This window comes from Pseudomonas cremoris (assembly GCF_014230465.1).
Genome location: NZ_JAAXCY010000013.1, coordinates 27,753 through 40,461, shown reverse-complemented (window position 1 = coordinate 40,461; position 12,709 = coordinate 27,753). Strand labels below are relative to the sequence as shown.

Here is a 12,709-nt window from a genome sequence, read left to right as displayed (position 1 = left end):
AATGCATCCTCAAGCGGCGCGGGGCGTCAGGCCCTGCATATCAATGGAAGGGGCGTGTTGATCGATCAACTCCGCGAGCAATTGGCCGCTGCCGCACGCCAGGGTAAAACCGAGGGCGCCGTGACCCAGGTTCAGCCACAGGTTGCGATAGACGCTGGCGCCGATCAGCGGCACGCCGGTCGGGGTGGCCGGGCGCATGCCGGCCCATTCCACCGCATGGGCGTAGTCGCCCGCCATAGGGAATGTCTCCAACGCCTGGCGTTTCATCAGGGCCAGTCGTTTAGGTTCGAGACTGGCGTCAAAGCCGACGATATCCACCATGGCGGCCACCCTTAGTTGCTCACCGATACGGGCGTAGACGATCTTGCGGTCATAGTCGGTGATACTTACGTTCGGCGCCTGGTGCTGCGCGCCAATCGGCACGCTGAGGCTGTACCCCTTAAGCGGATACAGCGGCAACGAAACGCCCAGCTCGGTGCTACGGTACCCAGCTGCCAGCACCAGGTTTTCCACAGGCATCACCTCGTCACCCAGCTCAATGGCCTGTACCGCACCGTCGGCATGACGAAGCCCCGTGACTTTGCGTCCCAGCAAAAAGCGACAGTGTCCCGACGCTTCAAGCCGCGCCGCCATGCGCTGACAGAAGGCATGACAATCGGCCACTTCTTCATTCGGCGTATAGATCCCCCCCACAAAGCCACCGCCGGTGAGCGCCGGTTCCAGACGCGCGCAATCGTCGGCCGACAACACCTGTTGCTGCAGGATATCGGTGACCTTGCTGCGGGCATGTTCAAACGACTGGGCGCTGCGGAAAGTCACCAGCTTGCCGTTGCGCCGCCAGTCGAAACCGTCCAGGTGATCGTCTTCACGCCACCGCTGCAACGTGGACTGGCTCAGCGACGCCAGGCGCAGCAAATGGGCGGCATTGCGTGTGTTGACCGAGCCACGGCAAGCGCCGAGAAACGACGCCATCCAACGCCATTGCTGAGGGTCCAGGCGCGGGCGCAGCTTGAGCGGCGAGTCGCCGCGCAGCAGCCATCCGATGGCTTGCAGCGGCACACCGGCATCCGCCAGCGGCGCAACATAGCGGTAGGACAACTGCCCGCCATTGGCGAAACTGGTTTCGCTGCCCAAGGTGTCGCGGGCGTCGATCAGCGTCACTTCATGGCCCGCCCGCACCAACGCATACGCACTGGCCAAGCCGATGACCCCACCGCCAATGATGCAAACCTGCTTGGCCATCCCAGCCCCCAGTCAATGAATTAACAGGCTTCAAGCCTAGGGGCAGGTGACAGGCCACCGACAATGAATAAAGATGGGTCACCTATAAACAAAGGTTATGGACTTGCCATGCGCCTGCGTCATATCGAAATCTTCCAGGCCATCCGCCAGACCGGCTCGGTCAGCGCAGCCGCGCAGTTGCTGCACGTGTCGCAACCGGCGGTGACCAAGGTGTTGCAGCACGCGGAGTTGCAACTGGGTTTCCCGCTGTTTCTGCGCGTGCGCGGCAAATTGCAGCCCACGCCGGAAGCCCTGGCGCTGGAAGGCGAAGTCGAGAAAGTCACCGAAAGCCTGCAAGGCGTAAGGCGCCTGGCCAAGAGCTTGCGCCGTGAGCCTGGCCAAAGTGTACGCATTGGTGCGATTCCGGCGTTGGCCCTGTCGCTGCTACCACCGGCGATACTGGAATGGAAACGCGACTACCCGGCCATGGCCTGCGAGCTGTCCAGCGACCATAGCCGCGAGTTGGTACAGAAGCTGTTGATGCGCGAAATCGATCTGGCGCTGACGCTCAACTTCTCCGGCCATCCGGGGCTGACCACGCAGGTGTTGGCCAACGGTGTGTTGGTGGCGTTGGCATCCAAGGGTTATTGGGCCGAGTCTGATTTAAGCAAACCACTGGCCTTGGCCGACCTCGCTGGCGCGCCGCTGATTGGCCTTTCCAGCGCCGACCCTTTAGCGGCCAAACTCGACAGCTACCTGGAAAACGTCGACCCACCGCCTCGGGTGACGATCTCCGTGCAAACCTATTCTTTGGCCCGTGCCATGGTGGAATCTGGCGCAGGCCTTACGGTGATCGACCCCTTCACCGCGCTGGGTGCCTCGACGGCCACCACCTGTATCCGCACGCTCACGCCACCGCTGCCGATCACGTTGTACGCGCTGACTCGCGCCGACGAGCCGCCGCCGCATATGTTGGCCCATTTACTGAGCATTTCAGGCCGCTGGGCTCAAGAGCAGTTGGCCAACCTCCTGTAGGAGCGAGCTTGCTCGCTCCTACAGCACGTAATGCATGATCGCCACAAAGTGCAGCAGGCTCCCGCCGATCACAAACAAATGCCAGATCCCATGGGAATGTCGCAGGCGATCCTCCAGGGCAAAAAAGATGATGCCCACGGTGTACAACACACCACCCGCCGCCAACCAGGTGAACCCCGCCGTGCCGAGTGCAGCAATCAACGGCTTGACCGCCACTAGCACGATCCAGCCCATCACCGCGTAGATCACGATGGACAGGACCCGCGCCTCGGAGCGCGGCTTGATCTCCTGCAATATGCCGATCACCGCCAGCCCCCACACAATCCCGAACAGCGTCCAGCCCCACGGCCCCCGCAGAGTCACCAGGCAAAACGGCGTGTAGCTGCCGGCAATCAACAGGTAGATCGAAAAGTGATCGACCTTCTGCATGATCTCTTTTCGCCGGCCACGCACGCTGTGGTACACGGTGGACGCGCTGTACAGCACCAGCAGCGTGAAGCCATAAATCGCAACGCTGACGATCTTCCAGGGGCTTCCATCCAGGCTCGCCACCACCAACATCCACACCGCGCCCGCAAAGGCCGCGACCGCCCCGAGCAAATGGCTCCAGGCGTTGAATCGTTCCCCGTGATACATGTGTCACTCACCTCGAATAACCGTTACCACATGGTTTGGCCACCTGCATTCTGACGCCTGTGGCGCCTGAGCAGGTAACCGGCTTTTCTTCATTTGCCCAAAGGTTATCGGCAAACGATGATTGCCCCAACCGCCGTCGCCCCGGAACGCCCCCCATGCCCGAGCTTGAACCCACCTCGCCCCACCCCAGCCTATGGCAGTTGTTTTACAACTTCGCCATGGTCGGCCTGTTCGGTTTCGGCGGTGTGATGCCCTGGGCGCGCCAGATGATGGTTGACCGCCGGCAGTGGGTCAGCGAGCAGGGTTTCAACGAACTGCTCACCACCGGCCAATTTTTCCCAGGCCCGAACATCGCCAACGTCGGCATCATCTACGGCCGGCGCCTGCATGGTTTGCCGGGTGCGGTTGTGACCGTGTGCGGGCTGTACCTGTTCCCCTCGCTGATCACCGTGTTCGCCGGTTTCGCCTACGCAAAATGGTGGAGCCATGACGTGGTGCAGCAAATCTTCGGCGCGGTGATGCCGATTGCCACGGGGTTGATGCTCGGCACGACCTTGCGGCTGCTCAAGGCGATGCCCAGGACCGTCGCCAATTACAGTGCCTTCCTGCTCACCTTTGTGTTGATGGCCGTGCTGGTGCTGCCGCTGTGGATGGTGCTGCTGGTCTGCATCCCCAGTTCCCTGGCCTTGAGCTTTATCCCTGCGAAAGCGGTGGCCAGCTGATGCAAACCGTCCTGCTGCACCTGATGATCCAATGCGCGCTGTGGTCATTGATGGCGATTGGCGGCAACACCGTGGCCATCGGTGATATCCACCGCTACACCGTGGTCGATATGCGTTGGATCACCGACGCACAATTTGTCGCGTTCTTTGCACTGTCCCAGGCGCTGCCCGGCCCTAACGGCATGTTTCTGGTGTTCATTGGCCAACAGGCCGCCGGGTTGCCTGGTGCGCTGGTGGCGCTGATGGCCAAGCTGGTGCCGTGCTCGGTGCTCACCTACGTCGGCGCCGGCTGGCTGGAGCGCCACACCCGCACGCCGTGGGTGCAACGGGTCAAGCGCAGCCTGCTGCCCATTTCCATCGGACTGATCCTCGCCTCCACCTACATCCTGATGAACAGCCTGGAAAACAACGCCACCAGCCTGGTGCTGACCTTGGCCAGCGCCGCCGTGGTGTATTACACACGGTTGAATGCGATCTGGCTGATCATCCTCGGCGTGCTGTTGGGCCTGGGCAGCGCATGGCTGGGAGTGAACGGGTTTTAGGGGCACAATCGACAGCATTCGAATAAGAGCCACGGCCATGCTGATCGACGAAGAGTTCACCCTCAAGAAGCTGGAAATCTTCCTGGCGTTCATGCGCACCGGCAACCTGGCCCGCGCCGCATCCGAGTTGCAAACCAGCAATGTCAGCGTGCACCGCGCCATCCACTCCCTGGAAAACGCCCTGCGCTGCCCGCTGTTCAAACATGAAGGGCGCAACCTCACGCCGCTGGAAAGCGCGTATGTCTTGGAAGAGCGTGCGCAGAAACTGGTGGCCGACGTGGTCGACAGCGTGCGCCTCACCCGCGAAGCCGCCGGTTTCTCCGCCGAGCGTTTCAAGCTGGGCTCGTTGTATTCGTTGACGGTGAAGACCGTACCGCAACTGATCATGGGCCTGAAGATCCGCCGCAGCGAACTCAACATCGACCTGATCCTGGGCTCCAACTTCGACCTGCTCTACAAGCTCAAGAACATGGAAGTGGACGCGATCCTCATCTCCCTCGACGAGCGCGCCAACGACCCCGACTGCGAGCAGATCGCGCTGTTCTCCGACGACATTTTCCTGGCCACCCCGGCCGATTCGCCGTTCGACCGCGAGCAACAAATCGACCTGGCGGATGTGCGCGACGCCACCTTCATCACCCTCACCCAAGGCTTCGCCACTCACCAGGACGGCAACCGTGTGTTCAAGCAGGCGGGGTTTGAGCCCAAGGTAGCGATGCAGGTGAATGACATCTTCACCCTGCTGAGCATGGTCAGCTCAGGGGTGGGATATGCACTGCTGCCGGGGCGGATTGCGGCGGTGTATGAGAACCGCGTGAAGCTGATACCGCTGCAACCCAAGTATCGGTTGCAGCAGCATATCGGGGTGGTGTTCTTGAAGGCCAAGGAGCGCGACCCGAACTTGTTGGCGCTGTTGGCCGAGTGTCGGATGTATGCCAATCGGCAGGGGGCAGCCTGACACACCGCTTTCGCGAGCAAGTCGAATCGTCGCACCGCCGCTCCCACATTCGACCGCATTCTTATGCTGAAACTCGTTCAACTGTGGGAGCGGCGGTGCGACGATTCGACTTGCTCGCGAAGAGGCCCGAACTAACAACAAGAATTCAAAAACTTACCCAACCAACCCACGAACAATGAAGTACAACAACGAAGGTCCCAACAAACACCCAAGCCCGGTGTGAAAGGTTGCCGTCAACGCGCCATACGGCACCAACCGCCGATCCGTCGCCGCCAGCCCGGCGGTCACACCACTGACCGTGCCGGCCAGCCCACCAAACACCATCGCCGAACGCGGGTTATCCAGGCCCATCCAACGCGCCGCCACTGGCGTGCCCACCATCACCAGGATCGCCTTGATCAACCCGGTGGCAATCGACAGCGCCATCACATCCGACGTCGCGCCGATCGCCGCACCGGTCACTGGCCCAACGATGTAAGTCACCGCGCCCGCACCGATGGTGGTCATGCTGATCGCATCGCGATAACCAAATGCCCAGGCCATGCTGGCGCCCACAATAAACGGCAGCACCGTGCCCAGCAGCAATGCGATCACGCCGATCATCCCGGCCTTGCGCGCTTCGGTGGCTTGCACTTCAAACGCCGTGGCCACGATGGCGAAGTCCCGCAGCATCGCGCCGCCCATCAACCCAATGCCGGAGAACAGCGCCAGGTCCGCCAGGCCCTTTTGCCCGCCGGTAATCGTGCCGCCCACCCAGGCCAATACCAGGCCGATAACGATGGCAATTGCCGAACCATGAATGCGCCCGAACGTGAGGCGTTTGGACAGCACCACCGAAATCCACATCACTACGCCAACGAAGGCAAACGCTGTGACCAGGCCGTTATGTTCCAAACCTTTCTCGATGAGATCCCACATATCAGCGACCTCCCGCAGCGGCGATCACCGGCTCTTCGGCGGGCAGCGGCTCACCCTTGTGGGTGCGACTGATCAGGGCAATCGTGCATCCGCACACCACCACGGAACCGATAGCCGCAAGTACCGCCACCGGGCCGCCGTGCAAGGCCGTCACGACGTTTTGTTGCGCAGCCATCGCTACAACAACCGGGATGTACATGGCGCCCCAAAAGCCCACGCCCATCTCGCAATCCTTGGTCATGCCGCCGCGCTTTTGCATCCACAGGCGCGCGCAAATCAGCAAGATCATCGCGATACCCACCCCGCCCACGTTGGATTTGACGCCCAGCAACACGCCGAGCATGTCGCCCATGATCACGCCCGCAAGCGTGCAGATCGCCAGTAATGCCACACCGTAGATAATCATTGTTGTTGTCCTCAAAGTGCTCGATCGAAATTGTTGTTTTTGTGCTTCGAAAGCCTTGGGTGGTGCTTTATCGGTGGCGGCGCTCCTCCTCTTGCAGCAGGGCCTGCAAGGTGTCCAGGCGCGCGCCTTCGCAGGCGATCACCGTGCCTTGTTCAAACACGCGGCGTGACAGGCCAGTGAGCACCGCGCCCGGCGGCAGTTCGATTTGCAGGCGCACGCCGCGCTCATAGGCGCTTTGCACGGTGCCACGCCAGTCGACGACGCGGCACATGTTGAAAGCCAAGTCGTCGCGCAGCTGCTCGGGGTTGTGGACAGGTCGCGCGCGGGTGCTGCTCAAGTAGGTGATGCGCGGTGCCTTGAGCGGCACGAAGGCTTGCGCCAATGCCTGGGCAGGTTGCTCCAGCAGTGCACAATGGGACGGCACACTGACGGCCAGCCGTTTGGCGATGCCGTTGCCCTTGATACGTTGAGCGACGCGTTTCATGGCCTCGTCGCTACCGGCGATCACGGTCTGGTTGTCGGCGTTGATATTGGCCAGGTACACCGGGGTTTCCGGGCTGTGGATCTCGGCCAGTAGCGTTTCCACTGTGGATAACTCGGGGCCGATGATCGCAGTCATTCCGTAGCCCTGTGGATAAGCGTTTTGCATCAGTTCGCCGCGCAGGCTGACGAGTTTGAGGGCATCGGCAAAGTCGAGGGCGCCCGCAATCACCGCCGCCGGGTAGGCACCGATGGACAAGCCCGCGACGTAATCCGGGGTATGTTGCAGCAGGCGAGCGTGGGCCACCCCGGCGATCAGCAGGCACAGTTGGACTGCACGGGTATCCGCCAGCGCCTCGGCTGAGTCCAATGCGCGCGCGTCTTCGCCCAACACATCGCTGGCGTGCTCCAACACCTCGACCGGCAGCGGCTGGAGCATGCCCGGCCGTTGGGCGCCCTGCCCCGGGAACACCAGAAGGCTGCTCATGCCACGGCCTGCCACGGATCAATCACCAGGTGCGCACCGCTGACAGTTTTCAACAATACCCGCCGTGATGCGCCCGCCCATTCGCGCAGGGCAACGGCGCCGAAGGGCGTTTGCAGTTGCAGGTCGACGGCGCAAACCGCCTTGTCCAGCGTCGCCAGCAGGTCACGCGCATCGTTGCGATCCAGCGGCTCGGGTGTGCGCAGAATCAAATCCAGGTCGCTTTGGGCATGCAGCGCTTCAATGCCCGTGGCCAATTCAAAACCCGCACTGCCGGTGACGCCCCAGTTCAGCGGCGCCAGCAGCGGGCGCAGTTGGTCGAGCGCCTGCAACGCGGGTAAATCTCGCGGCGAAATCACGTCGCATAACGCCTCCGGCGCGACCCGACGTTGAATGGCAGCAACCGGCATCACAGCGCCAAGACGCTGCTCGCGCAAACGCCCACGCACGCCGACGGCGACAAGCCCTGGAGCAACGATGGCGCGACGCACCACCACAGCGGCCAACGCATCCGCCGCCCACGCCGGAGCGTCAGCGGGAAGATGCGCCGGGCTCATGCCCCAGAGCAGGTCGTGGGCGTTCACCATTGCTCCCGCAGCAGTTGGCGTACATGGCTGGAAGCGGCGCGATGGGTGGCGCCGAGGCGGCTGCTCAAATCAGGCGTTTCGATGTCCTTGATCGCACTGACCAGGCAATCGCCAACCCGCTCTACATCCTGCACGGTTGGCTGTTCGATCTGGCTGACTGACAAGGTCTCCCACAGCAAGCCGAGGCTGGCATAGCTGTCGATGTCATAGGCCATGGGTGGCACGCTGGCGGCCAGGGCTTCCAGTTCCTCGACACTGCGCAGGGTCACCCGCGCCGCCGAGGCCTTGCCCATGGCGTGCACCATCACGCCGGGGTCACGCAGGGCGATCAGGCGGTTGGCTTGGTAGCCGTGAGCGAGGAACGCACCAGACATGGCCTTGCCCACCAACAGCGCAATCACCGGGTGCCCGGCGAGGCGAGCACGGGCGTAGCTCTCGGCGGCGGCGGCCAGGGCTTGATGGATGCCGAGGGCTTCTTCACGACGACCGTAGGCTTGGCTCGGCACATCGACGATGGCGATCAGCGGGCGCTTGTCGCCACGGGCGATAGCGTCATCCACTGCCTTGGCCAGGCCCCAGCCTTCCAGCAAACCGACCTCGCCGTTACGTGCACGCGGGAAGCGGTTTTGCGCGTCGGTGACCACGGCGATAAAGCGCACGGGTTGTTCGCCCAATACACCGTCAGCCACTTTCAGCGAAGCCGGCAACCCCTCAACGGGCGTTGCGCCGGCACTCAATGCGTTGAACCACTGCAGCCCTCTCATGAGCGTTCTCCTTGATACAGCGCGCGCACCGTTGCAGGTTCGATTTGCGGCGTGGCGTCCAGCTCGGCGAGACGCGCCAGGTAGTGTTCGGCCTGCCGGCTGCGTTGTTGGGTGGGCAAACCTTGTTGCAGCAGCGCGCTGACGGTTTGTTGAATCTGGGCCACATCATCGGCCACGTAGCGGTCGGCCAAGCCGCTGTTGAACCGTTGCTCGCCACCGGTAAGGCTCCAGATGAACGGGCGGTCGCGGGAGTCGTATTCCTCAAGGCCGGCTTCCTGTTCGATCACCTGCGGGCCGTTCAAGCCCAGGCGCGCCTCACGGGTCACGACGAGGTAGCTGCACAGCCCGGCGGCGATCGACATGCCACCAAAACAACCCACGCTGCCCGCCACCACGCCGATCACCGGCTGGTACTGGCGCAGATCGACAATCGCCGCATGAATATCGGCAATCGCCGCCAGCCCCAGGTTGGCTTCCTGCAACCGCACGCCGCCGGTTTCCAGCAGCAGCACGGCGCGAGTGGGGATGCCATTGCGATTGTCTTCGGCCGCCAGCTCCAGAGCACCAGCGATTTTTGCACCACCGACTTCGCCGAGGCTGCCGCCCTGGAAGTTGCCTTCGATGGCGGCGATCACCACCGGTAAACCCGCGATGCTGCCCTTGGTGATCACCACGCCGTCATCGGCCTGGGGCACCACGCCTTGGCGGCTGAGCCACGGCGACATGACGCGCTGGAACGGGTCGATCAATTCGCGGTAGGAACTGGCGTCGAGCAACGCCTTGGCCCGCTGCCGTGCGCCCAGTTCGACGAAGCTGTGTTTGGCGAGTAAGTCAGTCATGGCCAACCTCCTCAAAGCCCTGTTCCAGACGCAAGCGCACTACACCGGGTGTCGCGCCGAAGTCGTGGATATCAATGTTCAAGGCTGGCGGCGTCTGCTCCTGGAAAATCCGTTCAAACAAATGCTGCCAACGTTGCTCGGCGCCATTCACCGAGGTCTGCACCTGGATCGTCAGCGTGCCCGGCGTGCCCGGTTCCAGCAGCACTTCCAGGTCACCCGAACCGACACAACCCACCAGCGCACGGCCCTTTGGCGGCTGCCCGGCGGGGAATTCAAAGGATAAGGTTTCCATCACAACGCTCCGTCGAGGCGGTCGATAAACAGGCAGGCGGCCAACAGGTCGGCGGCACCGCCGGGGGAGGCATTCAGAGCCAGCAGTTGGTTATCCAATTCGTGCAATTGGCGGCGACCGGCCAGGGTCGCGCTGCCGCCCGCATCCAGTACGGCTTGGGCGCCGCGTTGCATGGCAGCAATGCCTTCGGGGCCCGCGCGGTAGAGCACGCAGGTGTCGGCCAGCTCGGTCATGATCGCGAGCAAGGCATCCAGCCGAGCGTTTTGCTCGCCGGTGTGTTGCTGGCGGCTTTTGTGCAGTTGCGGCAGGCCGCGTTGCACCACAGAGGGGAAGCCGAGTTGTGCTTCTTCACGGGCACCGCGTGCGCCGTAGCGCTGCGCAACCTGGGCGCCGTGACTCATCGGCTGCGGCGCGTAGCGGTCGTTGAGCAGGGCTAATTTCGCTGCATTCAGCGTTACGGCGCGTGGCTCGAGCGCCGCAGCAGCGGTGAGCAAGCCGAGGGCCCAAATTGCACCTCGGTGAGTATTCACCCCGTTGGTGGTGACGAGCATTGCTTGCTCACCTTCGCGGCCGATCCGCCCCAAGGCTTCGCGCAGCGGCAAACCAATCTCGCCGATATCAAGCGCGGCTTCAGCCATGTCCTTGAACATCGGCCACAAAGACAGCGCCGAGGCGTGCATCAGGCCCAGGTGCAAATCGCTGTGGGCGCCGTTGCCACGGCGGTCCACCAAGGCGGGCTTGGGCGACAGGTCCGCTTCATCGATCAAGGCATCCACGGCCATGTCCGCCAGGCGTTCAGCGAGGGTCAATTCATGCAGTTTGAGGGCGCGCATTTACCAGCTCCTGAATTTGGCGGGCGGGTTGTACAGGCCACCGGACCACTCCACCAGGTCGGCCACGCTCTTGGCGGCCAACAGCTCGCGGGTGGCGTCGGTGCGGCGGATACCGAGGTCTTCGGGCAACGCGATCAAGCCTTCGCGGCGCATGCGCGCGGTGTCCTTGGGGTTGTGGCGCATGCCGATGGCGGTCACCCCGGCGACCGCGGCGATCATTGCCTGGCGCTCTTCCAGAGAACGCGCCTTGTAGAGGTAGGCGATGCCTTCTTCGGTGAGCAGGTGAGTGACGTCGTCGCCGTAGATCATGATCGGTGCCAGGGGCATGCCGCTTTTGCGCGCGACTTCCACCGCGTCGAGGGTGTCGACGAAGGTCGGTTTGCCGCCTTCCTGGAAGGTCTCGACCATTTGCACCACGAGTTTTTTGCCGCGTTCGAGCAAAGCTTCCGGCGCATCGTCGTGGCGCATATCCAGCCATGCCGGCGTACCGTGACGACGGCCACGCGGGTCGTGGCCCATGTTCGGCGCGCCACCGAAACCGGCGAGACGGCCACGGGTCACGGTGGAGGAATGACCATCGCCGTCCACTTGCAAGGTGGCGCCGATAAACAGGTCCACCGCGTATTGCCCGGCCAGTTGGCAGAACATTCGGTTGGAACGCATCGAGCCGTCGCGGCCAGTGAAAAACACATCCGGACGCGCAGCGATGTAGTTTTCCATGCCCAGTTCGGTGCCGAAGCAATGCACGCTTTCCACCCAACCGCTTTCGATAGCGGGGATCAGCGTGGGGTGCGGGTTCAGGGTCCAGTTGCGGCAGATCTTGCCCTTCAGGCCCAGGGATTCGCCGTAGGTGGGCAGGATCAATTCGATGGCGGCGGTGTTGAAACCAATGCCGTGATTCAGGGACTGCACGTTGTGTTTTTCGTAGATGCCACGGATCGCCATCATCGCCATCAACACGTGCACTGGCTTGATGTGGCGCGGGTCGCGAGTGAACAGCGGCTCGATGTAGAACGGCTTGTCGGCCACCACCACAAAATCCACCCAACTGGCCGGAATATCCACGCGAGGCAAGTCGGTGACGTCGTCGACCAGTTGGTTGACCTGCACGATGACAATGCCATCGCTGAAGGCAGCGGGCTCGATCAGCGCCGGGGTGTCTTCGGTGCTGGCACCGGTGTAGATGTTGCCGGCGCGGTCGGCCATGAAACCCGCGGAGAGCACCACGTTGGGGGTCAGATCCACCACCAGCCGCGCATAGAGTTCGATGTAGGTGTGGATCGCGCCGATTTCCAGCAGGCCGTCTTCCAGCAACTGGCTGATGCGCAGGGATTGGGTGCCGGCGAAAGAGAAATCCAGCTTGCGGGCGATGCCCTTTTCAAACAGGTCCAAGTGCTCGGAACGGCCGACACTGGGCATGATCATGTGCAAATCGTGGAGCTTGGCGGGGTCGGCCTTGGCCAGGGAGCGCGAGAGGAAGTCGGCCTGTTTTTGGTTGTTGCCTTCCAGCACCACGCGGTCACCAGGAAGGATCAGCGCCTCCAGTGCTTCGATGATCTTGTCACTGGGCAGTACCGCACCGTCTGCATACTTTTTGACCAGCCCGAGCCGCCGCTGCTTCTCGTCGCGCCGCCGCGTCCAGCGCGAGTCGGGGGTAGTTGTTGTTGTCATGGTCGCTCCACGGGGTTTGCTGTCGTGGGGCTTACCTTAGGATTGATTCAGGGGGCCATCAATCAAGCTGAGAGATGAACTATTACGGTTGGAGTAACGGACATTCAGCAAACACTGAGCCCGAGCCAAGTGAAGATCAAAATGTGGGAGGTGGCAGTCCCAGAAAGAGACCGCTTTATGTCTGTCAATTTCTAGATAACCTCAGCGAAATTTCCGACAATCTCTTCAGGTTGTTGCTCGGAACCTGCCTCTCTAGGCTTCTCTGTCCGAATCTCGCCACGGGCATCCATCGGTTGAAAGGCGACCATTGAGTAGAGGTAT

Annotated in this window: 15 protein-coding genes; 4 read left to right on the top strand and 11 right to left on the bottom strand. The window is 62.4% G+C overall.

Translation table 11 applies throughout. From position 1 onward, the window contains the following. Positions 1 to 9: 9 nt before the first annotated feature. On the bottom strand, positions 10 to 1,242 hold the full coding sequence (locus HF257_RS27490) for a D-amino acid dehydrogenase (protein ID WP_185709154.1): 1,233 nt from the start codon (positions 1,240 to 1,242) through the stop codon (positions 10 to 12). Positions 1,243 to 1,350: 108 nt separating this feature from the next. On the opposite strand from HF257_RS27490, the gene HF257_RS27485 reads away from it, so the two are divergent. Then, entirely contained in the window at positions 1,351 to 2,256 is a 906-nt protein-coding gene (locus HF257_RS27485; protein WP_185709153.1) for a LysR family transcriptional regulator, read from the top strand. An 18-nt stretch (positions 2,257 to 2,274) separates the two neighbouring features. Here HF257_RS27485 and trhA read toward each other — a convergent pair whose 3' ends face one another. Next, positions 2,275 to 2,892, bottom strand: coding sequence for a PAQR family membrane homeostasis protein TrhA (trhA, locus tag HF257_RS27480; protein WP_178920063.1), 618 nt, complete (start codon positions 2,890 to 2,892; stop codon positions 2,275 to 2,277). A 155-nt stretch (positions 2,893 to 3,047) separates the two neighbouring features. Here trhA and HF257_RS27475 point away from each other — a divergent pair, with 155 nt between their 5' ends. Genes HF257_RS27475 through HF257_RS27465 form a run of 3 tightly spaced genes read left to right on the top strand, consistent with a single transcriptional unit; the run spans position 3,048 to position 5,114 of the window. Further along, positions 3,048 to 3,614 carry a chromate transporter gene (locus HF257_RS27475; RefSeq protein ID WP_185709152.1) on the top strand — a complete coding sequence of 189 codons (567 nt, stop codon included), beginning with the start codon at positions 3,048 to 3,050 and terminating at the stop codon, positions 3,612 to 3,614. Then, positions 3,614 to 4,156: a chromate transporter gene (locus HF257_RS27470; RefSeq protein WP_185709151.1), complete on the top strand. Its 543-nt coding sequence runs from the start codon at positions 3,614 to 3,616 to the stop codon at positions 4,154 to 4,156. Before HF257_RS27475 ends, HF257_RS27470 begins: the two co-directional genes overlap by 1 nt. Before the next feature lie 37 nt (positions 4,157 to 4,193). Next, positions 4,194 to 5,114 (top strand): LysR family transcriptional regulator, encoded by a 921-nt coding sequence (locus HF257_RS27465; RefSeq protein WP_185709150.1) that lies wholly within the window; start codon positions 4,194 to 4,196, stop codon positions 5,112 to 5,114. 153 nt (positions 5,115 to 5,267) lie between these two features. Here HF257_RS27465 and madM read toward each other — a convergent pair whose 3' ends face one another. The 9 genes from madM to mdcA form a co-directional block, all read right to left on the bottom strand. Continuing rightward, positions 5,268 to 6,032 carry a malonate transporter subunit MadM gene (gene madM / locus HF257_RS27460; protein WP_185709149.1) on the bottom strand — a complete coding sequence of 255 codons (765 nt, stop codon included), beginning with the start codon at positions 6,030 to 6,032 and terminating at the stop codon, positions 5,268 to 5,270. A 1-nt stretch (position 6,033) separates the two neighbouring features. Next, positions 6,034 to 6,438: a malonate transporter subunit MadL gene (gene madL / locus HF257_RS27455; protein ID WP_185709148.1), complete on the bottom strand. Its 405-nt coding sequence runs from the start codon at positions 6,436 to 6,438 to the stop codon at positions 6,034 to 6,036. A gap of 67 nt (positions 6,439 to 6,505) precedes the next feature. Continuing rightward, a complete protein-coding gene (mdcH, locus tag HF257_RS27450) occupies positions 6,506 to 7,405 on the bottom strand; it encodes a malonate decarboxylase subunit epsilon (protein ID WP_185709147.1) in 900 nt (299 codons plus the stop codon). After that, positions 7,402 to 7,989, bottom strand: coding sequence for a malonate decarboxylase holo-ACP synthase (locus HF257_RS27445; RefSeq protein WP_185709146.1), 588 nt, complete (start codon positions 7,987 to 7,989; stop codon positions 7,402 to 7,404). The genes mdcH and HF257_RS27445 overlap by 4 nt, the downstream gene beginning before the upstream one ends. After that, the gene (gene mdcE, locus HF257_RS27440) at positions 7,983 to 8,753 is read right to left on the bottom strand and encodes a biotin-independent malonate decarboxylase subunit gamma (RefSeq protein WP_185709145.1); all 771 of its coding nucleotides are present in this window, start codon (positions 8,751 to 8,753) and stop codon (positions 7,983 to 7,985) included. Before mdcE ends, HF257_RS27445 begins: the two co-directional genes overlap by 7 nt. Next, positions 8,750 to 9,592, bottom strand: coding sequence for a biotin-independent malonate decarboxylase subunit beta (locus tag HF257_RS27435; RefSeq protein WP_185709144.1), 843 nt, complete (start codon positions 9,590 to 9,592; stop codon positions 8,750 to 8,752). The genes mdcE and HF257_RS27435 overlap by 4 nt, the downstream gene beginning before the upstream one ends. Further along, the gene (locus HF257_RS27430; RefSeq protein ID WP_025857695.1) at positions 9,585 to 9,884 is read right to left on the bottom strand and encodes a malonate decarboxylase subunit delta; all 300 of its coding nucleotides are present in this window, start codon (positions 9,882 to 9,884) and stop codon (positions 9,585 to 9,587) included. The genes HF257_RS27435 and HF257_RS27430 overlap by 8 nt, the downstream gene beginning before the upstream one ends. Beyond that, positions 9,884 to 10,717 carry a triphosphoribosyl-dephospho-CoA synthase gene (locus HF257_RS27425; protein WP_185709143.1) on the bottom strand — a complete coding sequence of 278 codons (834 nt, stop codon included), beginning with the start codon at positions 10,715 to 10,717 and terminating at the stop codon, positions 9,884 to 9,886. The genes HF257_RS27430 and HF257_RS27425 overlap by 1 nt, the downstream gene beginning before the upstream one ends. Then, positions 10,718 to 12,388: a malonate decarboxylase subunit alpha gene (mdcA, locus tag HF257_RS27420; protein ID WP_185709142.1), complete on the bottom strand. Its 1,671-nt coding sequence runs from the start codon at positions 12,386 to 12,388 to the stop codon at positions 10,718 to 10,720. Between the last annotated feature and the right edge of the window lie 321 nt (positions 12,389 to 12,709).

Coding starts and splice junctions, on each gene's coding strand:
- HF257_RS27490 (WP_185709154.1), bottom strand. CDS start 1,242: ATGGCCAAGCAGGTTTGCATCATTGGCGGTGGGGTCATCGGCTTGGCC.
- HF257_RS27485 (WP_185709153.1), top strand. CDS start 1,351: ATGCGCCTGCGTCATATCGAAATCTTCCAGGCCATCCGCCAGACCGGC.
- trhA (WP_178920063.1), bottom strand. CDS start 2,892: ATGTATCACGGGGAACGATTCAACGCCTGGAGCCATTTGCTCGGGGCG.
- HF257_RS27475 (WP_185709152.1), top strand. CDS start 3,048: ATGCCCGAGCTTGAACCCACCTCGCCCCACCCCAGCCTATGGCAGTTG.
- HF257_RS27470 (WP_185709151.1), top strand. CDS start 3,614: ATGCAAACCGTCCTGCTGCACCTGATGATCCAATGCGCGCTGTGGTCA.
- HF257_RS27465 (WP_185709150.1), top strand. CDS start 4,194: ATGCTGATCGACGAAGAGTTCACCCTCAAGAAGCTGGAAATCTTCCTG.
- madM (WP_185709149.1), bottom strand. CDS start 6,032: ATGTGGGATCTCATCGAGAAAGGTTTGGAACATAACGGCCTGGTCACA.
- madL (WP_185709148.1), bottom strand. CDS start 6,438: ATGATTATCTACGGTGTGGCATTACTGGCGATCTGCACGCTTGCGGGC.
- mdcH (WP_185709147.1), bottom strand. CDS start 7,405: ATGAGCAGCCTTCTGGTGTTCCCGGGGCAGGGCGCCCAACGGCCGGGC.
- HF257_RS27445 (WP_185709146.1), bottom strand. CDS start 7,989: ATGGTGAACGCCCACGACCTGCTCTGGGGCATGAGCCCGGCGCATCTT.
- mdcE (WP_185709145.1), bottom strand. CDS start 8,753: ATGAGAGGGCTGCAGTGGTTCAACGCATTGAGTGCCGGCGCAACGCCC.
- HF257_RS27435 (WP_185709144.1), bottom strand. CDS start 9,592: ATGACTGACTTACTCGCCAAACACAGCTTCGTCGAACTGGGCGCACGG.
- HF257_RS27430 (WP_025857695.1), bottom strand. CDS start 9,884: ATGGAAACCTTATCCTTTGAATTCCCCGCCGGGCAGCCGCCAAAGGGC.
- HF257_RS27425 (WP_185709143.1), bottom strand. CDS start 10,717: ATGCGCGCCCTCAAACTGCATGAATTGACCCTCGCTGAACGCCTGGCG.
- mdcA (WP_185709142.1), bottom strand. CDS start 12,388: ATGACAACAACAACTACCCCCGACTCGCGCTGGACGCGGCGGCGCGAC.